Origin of the sequence: Maribacter thermophilus (assembly GCF_001020565.1) — a bacterium.
Lineage (GTDB): Bacteria > Bacteroidota > Bacteroidia > Flavobacteriales > Flavobacteriaceae > Maribacter > Maribacter thermophilus.
The window spans coordinates 2,521,322-2,541,987 of record NZ_LDAS01000001.1; the positions used below are offsets into that span (position 1 = coordinate 2,521,322).

General features: G+C 39.1%; 12 protein-coding genes. 4 read left to right on the forward strand and 8 right to left on the reverse strand.

The genetic code is table 11. From position 1 onward, the window contains the following. Nucleotides 1-12 precede the first annotated feature (12 nt). The gene (locus tag AB657_RS10925; protein WP_198146901.1) at nucleotides 13-1,950 is read right to left on the reverse strand and encodes a tetratricopeptide repeat-containing sensor histidine kinase; all 1,938 of its coding nucleotides are present in this window, start codon (nucleotides 1,948-1,950) and stop codon (nucleotides 13-15) included. 83 nt (nucleotides 1,951-2,033) lie between these two features. Beyond that, complete coding sequence (locus AB657_RS17985) at nucleotides 2,034-2,201, reverse strand: hypothetical protein (RefSeq protein WP_157491686.1); 168 nt, start codon at nucleotides 2,199-2,201, stop codon at nucleotides 2,034-2,036. A 356-nt stretch (nucleotides 2,202-2,557) separates the two neighbouring features. Here AB657_RS17985 and AB657_RS10930 point away from each other — a divergent pair, with 356 nt between their 5' ends. After that, entirely contained in the window at nucleotides 2,558-3,328 is a 771-nt protein-coding gene (locus tag AB657_RS10930) for a hypothetical protein (protein WP_047246519.1), read from the forward strand. Between the two features lie 70 nt (nucleotides 3,329-3,398). Here the strand turns inward: AB657_RS10930 and AB657_RS10935 are convergent, their stop codons facing one another. The 4 genes from AB657_RS10935 to AB657_RS10950 all read right to left on the reverse strand — a co-directional run bounded on the left by AB657_RS10935 (nucleotide 3,399) and on the right by AB657_RS10950 (nucleotide 12,659). Further along, on the reverse strand, nucleotides 3,399-4,367 hold the full coding sequence (locus AB657_RS10935; RefSeq protein ID WP_047246520.1) for an ornithine cyclodeaminase family protein: 969 nt from the start codon (nucleotides 4,365-4,367) through the stop codon (nucleotides 3,399-3,401). Between the two features lie 126 nt (nucleotides 4,368-4,493). After that, on the reverse strand, nucleotides 4,494-7,199 hold the full coding sequence (locus AB657_RS10940) for a DUF5695 domain-containing protein (RefSeq protein ID WP_052958684.1): 2,706 nt from the start codon (nucleotides 7,197-7,199) through the stop codon (nucleotides 4,494-4,496). A 114-nt stretch (nucleotides 7,200-7,313) separates the two neighbouring features. After that, complete coding sequence (locus AB657_RS10945) at nucleotides 7,314-10,373, reverse strand: beta-L-arabinofuranosidase domain-containing protein (RefSeq protein WP_047246521.1); 3,060 nt, start codon at nucleotides 10,371-10,373, stop codon at nucleotides 7,314-7,316. Nucleotides 10,374-10,406: 33 nt separating this feature from the next. Continuing rightward, a complete protein-coding gene (locus AB657_RS10950) occupies nucleotides 10,407-12,659 on the reverse strand; it encodes a S9 family peptidase (protein WP_047246522.1) in 2,253 nt (750 codons plus the stop codon). A 235-nt stretch (nucleotides 12,660-12,894) separates the two neighbouring features. Here AB657_RS10950 and AB657_RS10955 point away from each other — a divergent pair, with 235 nt between their 5' ends. Continuing rightward, entirely contained in the window at nucleotides 12,895-13,737 is an 843-nt protein-coding gene (locus AB657_RS10955; RefSeq protein WP_047246523.1) for an AraC family transcriptional regulator, read from the forward strand. Between the two features lie 176 nt (nucleotides 13,738-13,913). On the opposite strand, the gene AB657_RS10960 is transcribed toward AB657_RS10955, so the two are convergent. Both AB657_RS10960 and AB657_RS10965 read right to left on the reverse strand, forming a co-directional pair. Beyond that, the gene (locus AB657_RS10960) at nucleotides 13,914-15,512 is read right to left on the reverse strand and encodes a RagB/SusD family nutrient uptake outer membrane protein (RefSeq protein WP_047246524.1); all 1,599 of its coding nucleotides are present in this window, start codon (nucleotides 15,510-15,512) and stop codon (nucleotides 13,914-13,916) included. An 11-nt stretch (nucleotides 15,513-15,523) separates the two neighbouring features. Next, complete coding sequence (locus tag AB657_RS10965) at nucleotides 15,524-18,520, reverse strand: SusC/RagA family TonB-linked outer membrane protein (protein WP_052958685.1); 2,997 nt, start codon at nucleotides 18,518-18,520, stop codon at nucleotides 15,524-15,526. A 487-nt stretch (nucleotides 18,521-19,007) separates the two neighbouring features. Between AB657_RS10965 and AB657_RS10970 the strand changes: the two genes are divergently transcribed. Beyond that, nucleotides 19,008-19,424: a hypothetical protein gene (locus AB657_RS10970; RefSeq protein WP_047246525.1), complete on the forward strand. Its 417-nt coding sequence runs from the start codon at nucleotides 19,008-19,010 to the stop codon at nucleotides 19,422-19,424. Between the two features lie 140 nt (nucleotides 19,425-19,564). Next, nucleotides 19,565-20,647: an efflux RND transporter periplasmic adaptor subunit gene (locus tag AB657_RS10975; RefSeq protein ID WP_047246526.1), complete on the forward strand. Its 1,083-nt coding sequence runs from the start codon at nucleotides 19,565-19,567 to the stop codon at nucleotides 20,645-20,647. Nucleotides 20,648-20,666 lie beyond the last annotated feature (19 nt).

The following is a 20,666-nucleotide window of genomic DNA, read 5'->3' on the forward strand; positions in this document are numbered from 1 at the left end:
AATGGATAGTATTTAATTCGATATTTCAATCTGGGCTTCAAAGCCATGGCCCTTCTTCGAATCAAAAATAACAGTTCCTCCAATGGCAAGAATACGCTTTTCTGTATTCCATAGACCATTTTTTACATTTAGTTCTTCTTTTGTAGCACCTACACCGTTATCCATATAGTCTACTTTTAATGTTTTTGCCCCCTGCTCAAAAGAAATAGAGACCAAAGTTGCCCCACTATGTTTTTGCATATTGATCATTAACTCTTGAAGCACCCGGTACAATGTTTTCTTTGTTAAGGCCGATATTTTTGCCCAATCTACCTCTGTACTTCCGGTTACGATCAACTTTGTATTGCTACAGTAGTTACCCATCATGCCCAACAATACTTGTTTATAGTTTGCGCCGGTATCCACATCGTTGATCTTTCTAGAGAAATTACGGCTTTGGTTGTAGAGTACATCCATCAAATTCAACACCTCCTCCGTAGCTCCGCCATTCTGTAGCAACAACATTGCATGGTTGAGTTTTCCGCCAAAATCGTCGTGTAATTTTCTGGACAGTTCCGCCTCCGTCTCATAAGTGGCCTCTAACTTTGCTGTTTTGCTTTGCTGTTTAAACCGCCTGGATCGCTGTACAAAATAGTAGATCCCAAACCCGGATATCATTGTTAAAAAACCGGCCACCCCATAAGAGAGTAGTTTTTGGTTGCGTTGCTGGGCAACTTCCAATTTTCTTTCGGTGTTCTCTTTTTCCAACCGCAGTATTGCTTCTTGGTTAAGCTTATCATCATACTTATACTTTGCAAATTGTGTCTTTACCCGTAACTCTTGCTCGTAAAGACTGTCTTGTAAAAACACGTAACGGTCGCGCACCTTTACATTGTTCGGTTCCAAAGCCATTAGATGTTTTAAAACATCTCTTTCGGCCCTTGGTATTTTTAGTTTTTTTGACAAACGTACCACAGAGTCGTAATAGGCTTTTGATTTTTGGGGGTTTCCTTCTCCATAGTATTCCATTAAATGGGTGTAGCTGGCAATTAAACCCCTACTGTCCTTGTTTTCGGACCGTATTCTTAAAGGCTTTTCAAACACCCTCTCTGTAATACTACCGCCCGACAACCATTTGGCATAAGCCAGGTTATCTAAAACCCTAGCATATAGTTTTTGGTCTTTTACCAATAAAGAATCTGATGATATTTTACCCAATAATGAAATGGCCTTTTCATATTCTCTGTTATCCATATACGCCGTGGCCAAATTATTCTGAAAGGCAAACTTATTATTGCTAGAGCCACTATTTTCTATGGCCTTTGTATAATAAGAGATCGCATCTTCGTAATTAAACAACTTTCGATGATCTGTGGCCAAGGTATTATAACAACGGGCAATAAACTCTTGGTCGTTTTCTGGGTTTAAATATTGAAGTGCCTCGGTCAATGTTTCCTTACTGCCAAAATAGTCGTTCTGATTTTTTTGAATGGTTCCGAGAATAACAAGGTTTTTACCTACCCTACTACTGTCCTGTACTTTAAGAAAATAATTCTTGGAGAGGTTATAATTACAAAAGGCACTGTCGCTCATATGAAGAACCTCGGAATAGTAATACCCCATTAGATAATACTGATACGACAGCGTTCTATAATTGTTGGTACTTAATGAATGTTCCAAAGAAAGCTTGTTATAGAAACGAAGACTATCGTACTGCCCCAAAGCAAAGTGAATGTTACTTTTTCTATATAGAATTTGGGCATATAGACTATCTGCAGGTATTTTTTTTACCAAAACAAAGGCTTTGTCTATTTCCTGTTTTCTTTTGGAAAGCTCCAAATCTCGCGACAATGAATTTTTATAATGAAACAGCAGGCTGTCTTGCACCGCACTGTTAGGTTCTTTATTTTTTTTATTTAAATGACATGCGGTTAACGAGAGTAAAAAAAGTAAAACAAAAATATTTTTCAAAGCACAAAATTTAAACCAAAACCAAAAATGAGCCATACTTAATAGTATGGCTCAAATTAATGAATAATTAATGATTAATACCCCTATGCATCGGGTATATCTTCTGGTGGTGGTATTGGTGGATCATGATCATCACCTTCTGTAGCCCTAACATTATATAAACTATCGGTTGCGGCTATCGGATCTGTAGAACAAGAAAACAACAAAGAATTAAAAACAATTGCCATTACGGCCCATATTACCTTTTTCATGATTTTTATCTTAAAAATTGATACAGGGATGGCCGTCCGAGATTCTCTCGGATTCATTTTTACCAATCCCTAAAGAGTTTGGAGTACCCCTTATTTTTGTGGAAAGTGGAAATCAAATGCGGTAGCGTTCGGCTACTTTCCATTTGGCCGAATACAGGCCGCATTATAGATTTCCGTAAAAATGATGTTCTAGAAACACTATGTTAGCTACGCATAGTGACCATCATTCTTGTGATCAAAGTAATACAGATAAAACCACACCTTATGGAGAAAGGGCGGAAAAGAATTTCCAGAAAAAAAATTCCATTGAATTTCCATTTTAATAGTAGCTTTAAGCTTAAAAATCAACCTGTTATATGTCAGTCAAAATTTTAATGCTTGCATTCGAAAAGGCTAAAGAAGAGATTGGATCTACCACCAAAACGCATCTTTCACAGCATCTTTCAGATGTTTTGCTAGAGGACTATAAATATCAGATCAGTGAGCGTACCTTACGGGATTACTACACCAATTATAAAAATGACGTAAGCCCAAAAGAAGACCTAAAGCCAAAACTCATTTCTTGTCTATGTCAATATTTGGGATATAAAGATTATGCCGATTTTATACGAAAGAACCCTGAAATTATTTCGCCCAAAGCGCTAGAAAATGACTCTGTACCAGACAATACCACTTTAGATAAAAAAGCAAATGGCAAGCGCAAAAGAATCATCTTGATCTTTACAGGCATGGGCCTTATCGCATTGATCTGGGCCTCCTTGTTTTTTAAAGACCGTATTTCTTTTAACGACAACCTTCAAACCTGTATGACCTGGGCAGATTCGACCTACATTAAAATTTCGTGCAATATTGCCCCATATTCCGATTATGGCACTCAAATAGAGCCAATGGACGAGGTTAGGTTCAAGAATTTAAAAAAGGTAAAGGTTACCCAGGCATATCGGTTTTTTTCGGAAGATGGCAAACCATTGGTTTGGTATGCAAAGAACAAGGATGGCGCGATCGAATATTTTACGGCCCCGGGACTACACCCTGTTACCGGCGAAACATTACGAAAAATAACCCCACATATTATTCAGAAATACGTTCCTATTCATAGGTATCAGAAAGATTCGTTTTTGCAATAAACCTATAGGTCATAAAAACCTTCGATAAACAGAAGCTCCTGGGGTTCTTATATAATTTAGAACATGAACACTAATGCTCTTGGTTTCGATATAATTCATAAAAATAGGAGGCGGCCGCCAAATCTTCCAAAGCATGGCCCACAGATTTAAACAGTGTAATCTCATTATTGGCAACCCTACCCGCTTTCGTTTTATTGCACAATTCGAACAAATCGGCTTTGATATCCCCTTTAGAAAGAATGCCCTTTGCCAACGGAATTACAATATCGCCGCTTTCTTTTAACCCACCCTGATAAGTGTCCAGAAAAACACTCGACCTTTTTATGGCCTCATCATCCGCTTCACGGGTATCTTTTTTATATGCCCCTACCAAATCTACATGTTGCCCTTTCTTTAACCATTTACCATAGACCAACGGTACCGGAGACAAAGTTGCGGATGAAACAATATCCACTTCCGATATTATATCTTCTATATTTTTAATCGCTTCGCAAGCAAATGCCTCATCTATAAGGGTATTACATATTTTCTGGGCCTTTTCAAAATTACGTCCCCACACATAAACCTTCTTTATAGGCCTAACACTACTATGGGCTTTGATCAAATTTATAGATAAGGCTCCAGTGCCCAACATTAACATGGAAGATGCATCTGTTCTAGAAAGAAAACTACTAGCCAATGCAGATGCCGCCGCCGTTCTTTTGGCCGTTAAAGATTTTGCTTCCAAAATGGCCTTTATAGAACCCTTATGACCATCTATGTAAACATACATGCCTTGTATAGCAGGTAGATCATATTTGCCATTATTAGGACTTACAGTTGCTATTTTTACCCCAAGCTCTTTCCCCGGATTAAAAGCGGGCATGAGCAATAAAGTAGAATCTATGTTCTCTTTGGGGTTGGTGAAATCGTGGTGATGACGCATTGGCACTTGTATACTTGGATTGGAAAAAGCCTCTTTAAGTACAGCAATGAGAGACTTAAAATTGTAATTCTCATCAATAAAACAATCTGGTATATATGAAATTTCTGTAGTCATTACATTTGCTTTTTTTGTGCACAAAACCCCAAGAGTATAATTTCTCCCGGGGTTAAAAAAACACTAATCATTAATGGTGATTCCTTTTTACATAGTCTTTAATTACCTAAAAATAGTCAGTATATCCTATTTTATACTTATTTGTAAAGGTTTATTTTGCAAGGGTATTTCATTGGCACCCCTGACCTTTTTATAAGGCAAATCGATGGTATTTTCCGTTCTCAAATATGCATTGGGCGTATACGTCGTTTTGCCGTTCAAGGTAACGGTCACTTCTTTTGTATGGGTATTGTATGCCACTTTTTTAAACGAACCGGCATCTAGTGTCAACCAAAGTTTTTTAGGCCCGACGTACACTTTTGATTTTGCGGCCGTTGTAATCTCTACTTCAACCACATCGCCTTTTTGGGTAAGATTGCCCCCAAACGCCAACCAACCCAATTCTTCATCTTGTGTAATGTAGGTTGCAGAATTTACGGCATAGCCATAAAAACCGGAACCATAATCGCCAGAGATACCATCTATTTTTAATGATGAGGGATATGAATGAAAGGCTGCAGGGCCGAAGCCATCTTGGGTAATATTGGAAATACTGCCCAAAAGCCCCCCATAACCAACTTTAAGCAAATATAGGTCTGGTGTTTTTCTATACTGTTTAAGCACAGGTATTGCATTGATACCGGAACCATAATGGTGTATCTGGCGCTCTACCCTTGATGTTTCCCCTGCTTTACCTCCATATAAAAAATCCCAATACCTTCTGGCGTTTCCGTTATAGGCCCAATGTGGCATAGTTGGCATGTAGGCCAATATAGCGTTCAATGTAATATTGGCCTTATACTCGTACCCAAAATAGTCTGTCCAGGTATATACTTCTTCTTGCCCCGTAGAATCCCATGGCATTTCACTACCAAAAGGATAGTCCAACGCTTTCCAATGATCCGCACGTTGTTTCATTCTTTCCTCTAAGACCGAAGCCATTTCACTATAATTTTCATTCTTGAGGTCCTTTAAAATAAATAAGAACACAGAACCTTCCATTTGACCAAACTCGGCATAATATGGTGCTTGGTCCATCATTGCAATAATAGTGTGGTAAGCATTTTTTAAATACCAGTCCCATTCCCTATTATCGACCAAACCATTATGATACCTCGCCAAACGGTACATAACCCAATAGGCAGCGGCCACATGTGGATAATTAAAAGACCTACCAGTATCATTGGCGTGCTTATGGTCCCATGCGGCCCAGGTCGTATAGTTTATATTTTCATCATAGGTGCCTTTGGGCAAAGAATCGGGTTCGTAATAAAAAACACTTTTTTTAACACCGTATTTTTTTTCGCCTTCGCTATGCTGTATATTTCCCCATAGTGTTTCATCTATGAATTGTTGTAGTTTTTTTATTTCTCCCCTATCAGGCTGCACAAGTTGTTTCATGATAGCGCCCAACCAACTACCTGCACCACCTTCATCGCTCAAACCACTGATCCATACCCTACTGTCTTGGGTTACCTGTTCCTTTTTTTCATAATCATAACTAATGGGAGAGGGACTTCTTCCAAAAGGATCATTCGGGTTTTCGTACCATTGTTCCGTCGTTAAAAAATGTCCAAAATCCTTTATAACTTCCGCCTCGGGTTTAATGACCTTATAATTAACGGTCTGCTCCACACCATCGCCGTAAATAATGGTAAGCCTTGCTCTTCCCCATTTTTTTCCCTGTACCATGTATTTCTGTAGACCAGATGGTGTCGTTCCGTTTTCTTTCACCTGTAAAGCCCCTTTTGGATATACCTCTATTGAACTTACCTCACTTTTATAATTTACGAACAGCCCCGCCTTTACATCTTGCGGAACTACATAACCGGGCACACCTATTACCAAGGGATGGTCTTCTTTCACCAATGTTTCTTGAATGTTCTTCACCCCTTCTGAAAGCACAAATCTTAGAGCGTAATTTTTAGTTTCATTGGGACTAAGAACATATGAAGTAGGTTGGTTCCATTGCTCTACACCTTTCCATTCATTTTCCGCATAGGCCTTACTATACACCATCCATTCATGAAAACCCTCAAACACGATACTCTTCGGTGTAGGATCCTCCAATAATGGCCGATAGGCCTCGAACGACATATTTTCTTTTGGCAAGACCAACAAAGCGGGTCCCTTGCCACTTAGACGTTTAACCTCTAAATACCCTGCATCTTTTCCTATATAGGGGTCAAAAAACACATTGTGCTTATGCGTCTCTGTCAATGACTTGCCTTCCAATATATTATTGAAGATCATAGGCACCCCCAAAGCCCCTATTTCTACAGGAGTATTTTGCTTATTGGTAATTTCAAAACGCATTACGAGTTGGCCATTGTCTATTTCATAAAACCGCTTTATGGTTACAGGTATATCTTTAGGCAATGTATTGGCCAAGTCTGCCGCTGCCAATATGCTATCACGAATTGAAAGGGGCGTAACCGGTGCACGGTTACTTGCCGTGGAATAATTTTTCCATTCTCCCGAAGCACCCTTTATTCTCAGATTAATGTCCCCCAAGTGATAAAGACTGTCCTTATCCCTTATTTCCAATCGTTCCCCTGGGGTATAATCGAAACCTAATTCGTTGTTCGGCCTTAATGCGGCTACCGTTTGGGAGGCCTTAACGAGTTTTAACTGAAAATCTGGAGTGGTTATTTTTTGGTATACCTCTGCAACGCCCAACGTAGATTCCCTATTCTCTATTTTGTCCCAATAACTTCTTTGTGCCGTTAGCTCGGACATGGCAGTTATAGCTACGGCAAACATTACCCAATACTTTATATTCGTTTTCTTCATATTATTCTTAACTCTATTATTTTTATATAAGACCATACAAGCCGACTATTTCAACCTGTGAATTTATTTTGGTGTTTAGGATATCCTATTGTGTTTTTGTCCGACTTTTTAGGCCTACTTTAAGGTAACATCCAAATACACCGAATGGCGATTATAGGTTTCATAAAAAGGTTTAAAGACTATTCCGTCTATCATAAATTCGAGTGCTCCAGGATTCCCCTTGATCGTTCTACCCAAATCATCTTTATCTAAAGTTACCTTACGCCATTCTGTTCTAGGTGCTGTTTCTTGGGCCGCCAATAAAATAGGGCCATAAAACAAGCTGGCAATATTTTGCTGGTCCATGATCGGTTCTAAATGAAACTGAAATGGCATATATAGCTCAATGGTATCGCCATTTTTCCATTTTCTACTTATGGTAAGGTAACTTCCGGGTGTTGCATCTACCTTTTTTTCCTTACCGTTTATTTTTACAAAAAATCCTTTGGACGCCCAATGGGGGACACGAACATTTAAATCAAACTTACCCTTGCCCTTGATCGTCAACTTGGTATGATCATCCTTAGGAAAAGCAGTATTCTGTTCTATGACAACATTCTTTTCCGTCCAGTTTAATGTAGAAGGCACATAAAGATTTACGTACAACGCTTGGTTATCAACACTTTTAAAATAAATGGTATTCTGAAGTTTGGTACTACTCTCAATCGCCGTACCGTTACAACAGGTAAAACCCTTCATGTGCGGATTTCCAAAATGCTTTACAGAACCAGGTCGTAAGGGTACATGATATGTATTGGCGGGGCTATCCTCTGCTACAGATGCCAAAATATGGTTATAAAGACTACGCTCGTAGTAGTCCATTAATTCGGCTCGTTGATCATAAAGAAAAATATTTCTAGATAGCTTAAGCATGTTATAGGTAGCACAGGTCTCATTTTGCCCGCCCGATGACAAACCATTTTCGTAGAGAGTGGCCGGTTGCCCTATAAAACATTCTGCATTGGTAGGGTTACGGGCTCCGGCAACACCTCCAATGCTATACATGTAATCATTGGTGGCCTTATACCAAAAATTATCGGCCACATGATAGTATTCAGGAGTATTAGAACCACGGTACATTTCTAACGCCCCCATTATTTGGGGTATATGTTGGTTAGCGTGCAACCCACGAAAGGTATCTACATTCTTGGCCAAACCATGTGAGTGATCCGCGTCTCCATAAAATACCTCGATATTGTCGAATAATTTTGCCGTTTCTAGGTATTTATCCTCGTTCGTCAGCCGATATAGGCGGGCCATAGCTTCGTTCATACCACCATATTCGCCCGCAATATACCTATTCCACATACTGATAAGGTTGTCTTTTGGCAACTCTCGTAAACGTGCATACACCCAGTCTCCCATCCCTTTGGTTATATGAAGCGCTTTTTCATTACCACTGATCTCATACACATCCATTAAACCGGCAAGAATCTTATGTAAAGTATAGTAAGGAGCCCATATTTGGCTTTTCTTAGTACCATAGGTAGCTCCATTTTCCAACATAATAAACTGATCAGGAGGATAAGCACTTATGAACCCTTTGCCCCAATTCCAATAATCGGTTCTTATACTGTCTGCACTCAGTTGTGAATCGTATTCCGATTTGCCCGGTCCTGGTGGCACTTTCGTTGGATCGGAGACAAAGGTTCCCCCGGCTTCTTTGGGTCTACCCGACATTTGTGACAAGTCATAAAGGGTATTGACCATATACTCCATCTTCTGGGCAAAATTGGCCTGTAACTCTTTATCATAACCGGTACTTGCATAGGCCTGTACGATGGCCGTAAGGTAGTGGCCCGTGGCATGCCCGCGCAATTTGGTCTCTTGACTGTCCCAAACCCCTAATGGTTCCGCTCCCTTGGGTTGTTGTTGACCAAAGGCATTTCGAAACATATATAGAAAAGAATCGGGATTGGTTTCTGCCAGTGTTGTTATAAACTTATCCCTATTTTCTATGAATTTTGTATTATAACCCTGAACATCGGTTTTTAAAAAAACCTCATCTAGGCTAAATGTTTCCAACTTTCTTATTGGTGCTGAAACATTTTGGGTTTCTTTTACTATTACAATGGCCTTCGGCTTTATGTCGGTTCCTGCGATACTACCTTCTATGATATATCTTCCCGTTGTTAATACGGCAGCATTGTCTTTAGGAGCAGGCCAGAGCACCCGTACCTTGGGGCCTTGTATTCCTTCTTTATAGGCCCCATCTACATAACGGGGCAAACGAGGAAGATTTCCGACAATGGTCTCTACCTCAATGTCGGGTACCTCAACCAGATATTCGTTATACAGTTGCGGGGTTCCACTTTCAAATTTGGGTAGATCATCAACTTTAGGTTTTTTTTCCGATTCCGAGGTTTCACCTCCTTTAAGGGCATTATTATAAATTCTTGCAACCTGCTTTTCAGCCAATGGTATTCTATAAATTCTAAAATCGTACAACTTTGCATTCAGATATACACCTGTTTCTGACAGTGGTCGGCCAATAGAGAAGATATTGTTCTTAACCGCACCGGCATCAAACAATTTTGACAAAACCAGCGCTACGTTCTTTGTCTCACCTACCATTTTTCCGTTAAGATAGGTGCTAATAGATCTGGAAGGAGCGTTCAACACTATGGCCAAATGATTCCAACCGCCAATTTCTATGGCCGGCGAAACCGTGCTATTGTGTTCTTCTTTTTCTAAAGAAACCCCTGCAAAATAACCTTCTCCGGTCTTAGTTCCGACGGGAGTCACAAAAAAATGTGAACTCTCTTTTTTTCCGAAATCAAAAAGTATTTGACCAGGTTGTTCAGAATACAGGTAGACCCATCCCGTGATACTTATCGACTCTTCCCCTATCATGGACTCCGCTGGAATCGAAATAAACGATTTACTATCGATAGGCAATGAAAGCACGTTGCCAAACTGGTCATCCTTTATAAAATCTACCTTAGAACCTACCATTTTTCCATGTAGGTTGTTACGGGACCAATCTTTTAAGTCCCCATCAAAAACATATCTTGCTATCAGCCCTGTCTCACCTATACCATCCAATATTTGATTGCCACTTTGTGCCCTTGACGTAAAAGTTCCTATGGCACAAAAAAATAGCAAACCATAAACAAACAACTTATATACTCTCATAATTAAATTCTTATCTCTTATTTGGTGGTTCTTTTATTTATAAATTTTATCCCATGAAGGGGGAGTTACGTTCAGCAAGTGTTTTACGAAAAAATCTTTTCTTTTACGCTCTCCATATTCGCCTCCCGAGGAATGCGACATTCCCGGTACGGTAACCAGTTCAAAATCTTTATTCGCTTTTATCAGGGCATCTGCAAATTGCATTGTTGATGCCGGGTCTACATTGTCATCTATCTCCCCTAAAATGAGCATTAGGCGCCCATTCATATTGGATGCATTTTCCACGTTGGAACATGCCGCATAGTGAGGCCCAACAGGGTAGCCCATAAACTGCTCGTTCCACCAAATTTTATCCATCCTATTATCATGACAGCCACAAGAAGAAACGGCTACATCATAAAAATCGGAATTGAAGACCAAAGCGGCGGCGGCATTTTGTCCCCCGGCCGAAGTACCATAAATACCTACTTTATCAGCATTCATGTACTGATATTTTTTTGCGGCCGCCGTTATCCATAGTTTTCTATCGGGGAATCCTCCATCCTTCAGGTTTTTCCAGCACACATCGTGAAAGGCCTTTGACCTATTGGAAGTTCCCATACCATCTATCTGTACTACTATAAAGCCCAACTCTGCCAATGACGACATAGCCCAATTATAGGCTCTAAAATCTTTGGGCACAAAAGAACCATGTGGACCAGCATAAATGTATTCTATAATAGGATATTTTTTAGTTGGATCAAAACTGGTAGGGCGCATGATAATACCCCAAATATCGGTTTTTCCATCTCGTCCTTTTGCCGTGAACACTTCGGGGGCGATCCAGCCTTCTTTTAATAAAGCGGTATGGTCCGCTTGCTGTAGTTGCATCACGGTCTTAGCATCTTTAGATGATTTTAAGACCGTAACGGGCGGCATATCTACTCGTGAATATTGATCTACATAGTATTTATAATCATTAGAAAAAGCAACTTTATGATTGCCGTTCTCTTTAGTAAAGCGCGTAAAATTCTTACCATCAAAATCTACTTTACAATAATGCAGAAAATATGGATCCTGGTTCTTATATAATCCACTGGCAGTAAAATAAACTTCCCTATTCTCTTCATCTACGTACAAAACATTGCGCACTACCCATTCTCCCTTGGTCAGTTGTGTTTTAACCTTTCCTGTTTCTCCATCATACAGATAAATATGGTTCCATCCGTCCCTTTCAGATGTCCAAATTATTTCCTCACCATCGGCAACATCATATCTATACTTTTTACTACTATAATCTATAAAGGTCTTACTGGTCTCATTGACCAAAGTACTAACCTGACCTGTTTTTGCGTCGACCTCTATCACCTTGTACGCCTGATGTCCGCGTTGATTGTATTCAAAAGTAAAAGCCCTACTATCCGCTCTCCACTCAATATTGTACAAACCGAATTGATGATCGAACCCGGACGTTGGTATTTGAATATGCTGTCGACTATTAACCAAGAACAACTGCGGACTTTTAAAGGGCAGTTCATCCCCAGGTTTTAAATAGTCTATTGAATGTAATTTTGGTTGCAACCGGTCTATAGGGCTAGACTCTACAAAGTAAATTTTACGGTCGTCTCCCGGACGAACTTTATATGCCATAATTTTTTCACCGTCCGGCGACCATTTTATATACGAAGAATAAAAAAATCCAGGAGCCCCATCATAGCTCAATCGAGTTTCTATCTCTGTACCGATATCCTTTATATAGAGATTATTGTTCTTGACAAAAGCAACCCTGGTAGAATCAGGAGAAAATACGGGAAGATTAGAGGTTTCGTCAAATCTATTTCCCCAGTATTCGTTTTTTTTCTTTCTTTTACTTTCTACCTCTTCCAAGAGCGTTAATGTCCCCTTCTCTATATTATAGGATATTCTAGCATCCTCAAAAACAAATTCTACTTCCGTCCGATGGTCATTAAAGTCCAGTTCTTTGATATCGATATTCTTTGGATCTACCTGCTTATTAAACTTTACGGACAATAGCTTTGCCAAAACATCATGATCAAAACATTTTTTCTGTTTTTTCTGCCACGGATCTACCAACATATACTCCTTACCTTCCTTTGTGTTGTTCACATACCATAACGTGGTATCTCCACTCCAACGAAAAGCAGACGGCACGTTAAATACCTTGTTACGAAACAAAGAATCCACGGCCATAGCCTTCTTATAATCCTTTAATGTACCTTGTGAAAAAGATACTCCGGTAATTATAAGTATAAAAAATACACTTAATTTTCGAACAAAAAATCCCATACTTAAAATTATCACTAAAACTATTGATTATCCATCGTCTTGCAGTAGTCCATATTAACAGATAATGATACTATATTACCCTTAACATGTATAACTCAGAAATAAGAAGTTAATTTATACAGAAATATCAAATTGTTTTTAAAGTAGTAATTTATGGCAGACACCCCTTTATTTGTACTTTATTACCATAATAACCGATTTCAGGATAAATTATAATTAACTTAATACAAAAAAATTGAAAGTCCTTCCTTTTAAAATTCCGAAACCGAGAAATGAAGCACTCGTTTATCAATTAGATCGAGTAGAAGCTTTCTACGATCAACTTCACCAGCACGGTGAAATTCAAATCAGTTATATATCCAAAGGAGAGGGGTCTTTAATTGTAGGTGATTCTATAAATGAATACAAGGCCAATGATCTTTTGATAATCGGCGGATTTGTACCCCATGTATTTAAAAGTGATGTTACGGCCTCTCCTGTATCTGAGATGCACACACTTTTTTTTGACCTACATTCTTTCGGAAAAGATTTCTTTGATATCGCCGACCTTTCGCTTACGCAAGATTTTTTTAATAAATCAGAACTGGGCATGAGAGTACTTTCAAATAAGAAGACGATCATTGACGAGTTCCTTAAGTTATCATCGCAAAACAAAGTAGAACAGATAGCTACTCTTTTAATGATCATTAGCCATGTTTCAAAGGCAAAAACAGCACCGTTATCCTCATTTGTTTATAGAAAATCATTTTCAGATGATGAAGGAAAACGTATGAACAATGTCTACAAATATGCCATGGAAAAATTTAACGAACCCATTAGCCTAGAGGAGGTCGCCAGTATTGCCAATATGAGTCGTAATGCATTTTGCCGTTACTTTAAAAAACGGACGAACAAGACATTTTTTCAATTTTTAATTGAAATTCGAATCGAAAATGCCTGTAAATTGATCGTGAACAAGCCAGAGCTTTCCATTTCATTGATTTCAGAACAATGTGGATTCAACAACATTGCCAACTTTAACAGAAAATTCAAAGAATTAAAGGGATGTCCGCCTACACAATATCGATCACAGTTTTAATTGCTTAGCCCTTAAACAGTCGATTAGAAACCACTTACAAATTATCAAACCGACCATACCCTGTTCATATACCATAAAAACAGAAAGCGAATGGAAATCCATTCGCTTTCATCACTTATATAAAAAACTAACTCAAACAATTATTTTCTAGAACTTTTGCCTTACACAAAAATTCGTTAGTACCCGGGATTCTGGCCTAAATTGGTATTCGTATTCAACTCTTCTAAACCAATCGGAAAAAGTGTGGTGTAATCACCTTTTGGCGTATGGTTGTACCAACTTTTAGTTTGATAGACCCCAAATCTGATCATATCGGTTCTTCTTCTGGCCTCACCGGCAAACTCCCAACCCAATTCATCCAAGAAACGTCCGTATGGTACAGCCGTTTGGTCTCCTGCATCGGCAATAGTACCATCTTCGGCCAAGGTGCCGTATTGCACGGTAGTGTCACCTTCAAGTTCTGCTCCAGTAACCGTTGCATCCGCCAGGTTATCAAAAGAACGTGTACGTACTTGGGTTACGATAGTCGCAGCCTCATCACTTTTATTGGTCCTAAGAAGCGCCTCGGCCTTCATCATCAGCACATCCGTATATCTTAAAAATGGAAAATCTACACTAAGTCCACCTGTAGCACCCGGTTCTATTTCATATTTTCCGCATCTAAAGCCATCGGTAAAATCACAGTCATAAATACTTGGCATCTCTTTGACCAAGGTCATAACCACACTCCCATCAGAAGCATTTAGTTGATCGCCCATTAACCAAGTATCCGACAAACGCTTATCATTTGGCTCATAACTATCTATAAACTGGGGGTTACAACTAGACCCGCCCCATGGTTGGGCCTGCATTCCGAAGACCAATCTATGATCAGGAAGCAACATTTTCATATGGGCATTCCACTGCCCTGCAAAAATTTGATCGTAGGGTATCGCAAACACCAATTCACTGTTGCCCTCATTATTAGTACTAAAAATATCAGAGTAACTATCCGACAGTTCAAAAGCTCCACTGGCAATGATCTTATCACAAGCATCGATAACCTTGTCCCAGTTAGAGGTACCGGCATATACTTCAGAATTTAAATAAACCCTGGCCAATACATGATAGGCCGCCCACTTGGTCATACGGCCATAGGTAGAAACATCTACCGTTTCGGTAAGGCTTGGTATTACTTCTGTTAATTCAGAAACTATAAAATTATAAACTTCGGTTCGTGTACTTTGAACCGGCAACTCATCACTATAACTGGCAATGATCGGAACATTACCATGCGAATCTACCAACATAGAATAATACAAGGCCCTTAGCGCCCTCATTTCTGCAACAATAGCAGTGGCCTGTTCATCGCTTACCGGTAATTGTCCAGATTCTATCTGCAATATTACCCTATTGGCACTATTGATACCGTTAAAGCAATTGATCCATGTATTTCTTGGCTGCCATTGGGTAGAGGTCCATTCATGAAAATGCATTCTTTTATAGGTACCCCCATCATCCCAACCATTTGGTCTAGTAGGCGTTACAAACATATCGGCCGGTTCTTCCTGTAGATCAAACCAGCCTTGCCACCCCATTACGTAGCGCATGGGAGTATACGCAGAAGCCATTACCGATACAATATCGGATTGTGATGGTGTAAAAGATGCTTCGGTAACTTCTGAAAACACCTCTTCCTCCAAATCTGTACATCCTAGTTGTACCAAAAAGGCGCAGGCGGCTAGGATCGATATTCTTGTTTTAAGTGAAAACACTTTATTATTTATATTTTTCATAGTCGTTTAGTTTAGAATGTAAAATTGATACCTAGGGTGAATGTCCTTGTAGAAGGATATTTGTCTCTTTCATCATTACCAGGCGATAATCCACTTCTATTGACTTCAGGATCTATACCCTTATAACTTGTAAAAGTCGCCAAGTTTAGCCCCGATGCATAAATCCTAAAAGTTTGGGCAAACTTTATAGCGTCTTTGGGCAAGGTATATCCTAAGGTAATGTTATCTATTTTCAAGAAATCGCCATCTTCTACATAGTAGCTAACAAAACGTTGAACGTCTTGCAGTTCTGTTTTCCCATATACAAGATCGTAAGCGGAGTCCAATGTATTATAGGTAATTGTGGGATTCTCATAGAACATACGCGAGAAATTCAATATCTCGTAATCCAAGGCGCCCCTTAAGTTGACCATCAGGTCCCAATTCTTGTACCTGACCGTATTGTTCCAACTATAATAGGATTTAGGCAAACCGTTGCCCAAAATTTGTCGGTCGTCCGTAGTAGCTTCCGTTGCAGGAACCAGACTACCGTCAGGTCTTTCTATAATCCAAATACCATCATCATTGATATCTACGCTCTTTAAGCCATAAAAATTACCAATGGGCTGTCCTTCTTGTACCCTATGTGTACTAATTTGAATGGGTTCTCCAGTATAACCCTCATCAAAGAAATCGTTGGTCAATTGAAACTCATCATTGGAAAGCGATACAATTTTATTGGTATTGGTCGAATAGGTGAGGTTAGCCGTCCAATCAAAATTTTCTGTTTTTACAGGTGTCACATTTAACAAGAACTCGAATCCCTTGTTATTGATTTCAGCAACATTGGCCGCAATGGTTCCGAAGAAATAAGGAGGCGTCGGTACACTATAGTTAAACAATGCATCTTTGGTGGTTCTATTATAATAATCTACCGATCCATTGATACGCCCGTCAAGAATACCGAAGTCAAGCCCAACATTGAACTCTTCTTTCTTCTCCCATCTTAAATCGGGATTCGCATTTCTCGAGGGCACCAATTCTCTTACCCATTGCCCGTTGTTTAAAAAATACGACCCATAGGTTAGACCACTCAAGGCCTGATAATTAGAACCTGCATTAATACCCGTTACACCGAAACCTGTTCTTAATTTAAGGTTTGACAACCAATCCCAATTATCGGCAAAGGACTCTTGATCTATACGCCAACCCAATGAAACCCCTGGAAAGTTACCCCATTTGTTATCTTCACCAAAACGGGAAGACCCTTCTCTACGCAAACTGGCCATTAAAAGGTAACGGTTGTCATAATTGTAGGTAAACCTTGCAAAGAACGCGATCAGCTTATCAGAATCTTTATAACTGCCCATATTCGCTTCACCCAATTGTAAGCCTTGTCCACTACCTAGATTGTTGTAGGTAAACCCGTCTGTAGGAAAACGACGGTTGGTAGCCCAAAAACCTTGGTTCGTATTATCTTCATAATTATAACCCACCAAACCGGTTACCTTGTGCTTACCGAAAGAATTATCATAGTCTAAGGTAAGCTGACCATAATTACCTACATAATCGTCAGTACCTCTTGAAGCATAGCCATCTTGGCCATTCTTTGTGGTAGACACATGGTTCTTGGTCTGATAAAAACCTCTAATATTTGTCTCTCCTTTACGTGTGTAAAGTCCTTTCATGGTTACATGGTCGCCAAAATCATAACTTAAGGAAAAATCGAACCTAGAATTTCTAAATTTGTTCTCGCCTATCGTTTCTTGTATATACGCGACAGGGTTGTCATAAAAATATACGTCTCTTTCGTACCAGTTACCCTCTTCATCCTTTACTGGTTCTGTAGGATTTCTTATAAGGGCCTGCCTGTAGATATATGGATTAAAACTGCTTCCGTCCCCTAAGGCATTATAGGTTTGCTCACTTAATATAACACCTATATTGGCTTTTAAACGATTATCGAACATGGCATGGTTTGCACTGACCCTCGCCGTATATTTTTCACTATTCGACTTTAAAAACGTTCCTTCGATATCCCTATAGTTTATAGAGGCCGTCAAATTTGAAGTAGCATTGCCCCCTCTAAAAATAAGGTTATGAACTTGGCTATAGGCATTTCGTGTAATTTCATCCACCCAATCAGTATTGGCTCCATAATCCTCTAAATTGGCCCCATTAAATTCGTACCCTTCATTAAACTTCTCCCTTAGTTCGTTCGCATCTAAAAAATCTAACTTATTGGCAATAGTGGACAATGACATATACCCGTTATACTCTATGGTAGATTTCATATCATTACTACCTTTTTTGGTCGTAATGATAATAACCCCATTGGTACCCCTGGTTCCATAAATTGCCGTCGCAGAACCATCCTTTAACACATCTATAGAGGCTATATCCTCTGGAGCAACGGTATTTAAGCTTCCTGGAACACCGTCAACCAACACCAAAGGATTTGTACCCCCTAAAATAGAAGATGTACCCCTTAAACTAATCTGTGTACCTTCTGTAGGATCACCGGATGGGGCAGAAACCGACAAACCTGCCACTTTACCCTGAATTAGTTGTGCGGCATCCTTTACATTACCCTGTACAAAATCTTCAGATTTTACGGTTGCCACCGAACTTGTAACATCGGCCCGTTTTTGTGTTCCATACCCTATGACCACAACTTCCGAAAGTTGCTCCAAATCTTCTTGCATGACCACATTTATTGTCGACGACGACCCTACAGGTATCTCTTGAGTTTTAAAACCTAAATAAGAAAATACCAAAACTGCATTTGAACTGTTTGTGGTAATTTCAAAATTTCCATCAAAATCGGAGACTGTTCCATTAGTAGTGTTTTTCTCGGCTACCGACGCTCCGGCCACCGGAATTCCTTGATCATCCGTAATTGTTCCAGATATCTGTTGTTGCGATAACGCAACTTGCACACACAACAGACAAAGAACAGAAAACAATTTTCGCTTTTTGAGACGACTTGATCCCAAAAACATTCTTGGTAATAATTTGGCCAAATTCATAATTCTAAAGTTTAGTTTGATTGCTTTTTTCTATAAAACCATCACCGAAAACCCCTATTTTAATACAAAAGGTTATTAAGTGCAGATTTTACACTTGTAAACTTAGAAATTATATCAGCCGATTATTTTTGAATAATTATCCTCTTCTTATACTATATTATCCAATTACATAGCACTACCCTCCAAAAACAGTTAAAACATGCTTTTCTATAGATTGTAACCGATACCGACTTTACCAAACATCAAAATTTTATATGTCCGATATTTTGCCGGGTCTTTTATTCGTAAATCAGAAATACTTACAGCCAACCACCAACCACATAACCTCCTCACAAACAAAATATATCAGAAATCAATTACCATTTTTTAAAAAACACCCCCTTAATTTTCGATTATCATTTTTTTGATCTTCTTTCCAGATTTTTTACAGTTTTTTAACAAGAGTGGTTTGTACGCACTGTTTTCTTGCCATATTTTCGCTTGCTAAATGAAACAAATAACAAACAAGCGGATAATACCAATTGTACTCGCATTCCTATGCGGGCTATTCTTTGTTCATTTTAGTTCGGAGAACCAAAAAGAAACCTCTCGCGAAATTTCTTCTACCGTTCTCAACACCGTTCTAAACCAGACCGGCATAAAGGCCCATATAGACTATGCTCTTTCCACAAATGATAAGCATCACGCGGTAGAGACTGCTGAAAAAGAAGAGAAAGAGGAAGAGCATATTATATCGCCTACACACAAAAATCAGAATTTAAGCAGTATTTCCCCTGCTTTTTTTTATGCCCAAATTCTAGGGCTGTTTCCTCTTTTAACTGAAAAGTCATCCGTCTGTATAAAGGCGCTGGGATTTAAGATTCCGTATAGAAGACATATCAGGTTTCAGATATTCAGAATATAGACCTTACTCCTTTTTTTATGTCATAGCATCCTATGACAATCGCTAAACCTTAGAAACAGGCCTATTTCGTAGTGCCTTCTATTCTTTCTAAGTATTACCTAAACATTTTTCAATTTAACCAATTATCTAAATATACTATTATGAGGAAACTTCCCATGATTATAGGCTTGTCCGTATTGGTAGGCCTAACCAGTTGTAACCAAACAAAAGAACACCACGAAGACGAAACAAAGTTCTTAATAACAAAACCTATAAAAAAAGACACTTCGATCACCAAAGATTATGTATGTCAAATACATGCCATAAGACATATAGAGGTAAGGGCCCTGGAAAAAGGCTATTTGAACGAAATATATGTAGATGAGGGCCAGTATGTTAAAAAGGGGCAAAAAATGTTCTACATAATGCCCAATGTTTACCAAGCCGATCTTCAAAAAGCAGAGGCAGAAGCGAAAGTGGCCGAAATAGAATTCCAAAACACCCAATTATTGGCAGATGGCAATGTCGTATCGGAAAACGAACTTTCTATGTCGAAAGCCACTCTAGAAAAAGCAAAGGCAGAAGTAGCACTGGCCAAGACCCATTTAGGGTTTACAGATATTCGGGCCCCTTTTGATGGTATTATGGACCATTTACATGTTAGGGAAGGAAGTCTTTTGGACGAAGGAGAACTTTTAACCACCCTATCCGACAATAGTAAGATGTGGGTGTATTTTAATGTACCCGAAGCAGAATACCTCGATTATATCACCAGTACCGGTAAAGACGAGAAAAAAGAGGTAGGTCTTCTTTTGGCAAACAATAAAGAGTTTAACCAAAAAGGGATTGTAGAGACCATTGAAGCCGAGTTTAACCACGAAACAGGCAATATCGCCTTTAGGGCCACTTTTCCCAATCCAGATAGAATATTAAGACATGGTGAAACGGGTAGTATTCTTATGAAAGTCCCCTATAGCAATGCACTGCTTATACCCCAAAAAGCAACGTTTGAAGTCTTGAGCAAAAAGTATGTTTTTGTAATAGATAAAGATAACTCCGTTAGACAGCGCGAAATTACCGTAGCGGCCGAATTACCACACCTTTTTGTGGTTGACAAAGGATTGTCCGAAAACGATCAAATATTACTAGAAGGCATACGGATGGTTAAAGACAACGAAAAGATCCATACCACGTATATGGATCCCAATACCGTTATTTCACAGCTGGCCCTATACACTGAGTAGTCAACATAAATCTTAAAAA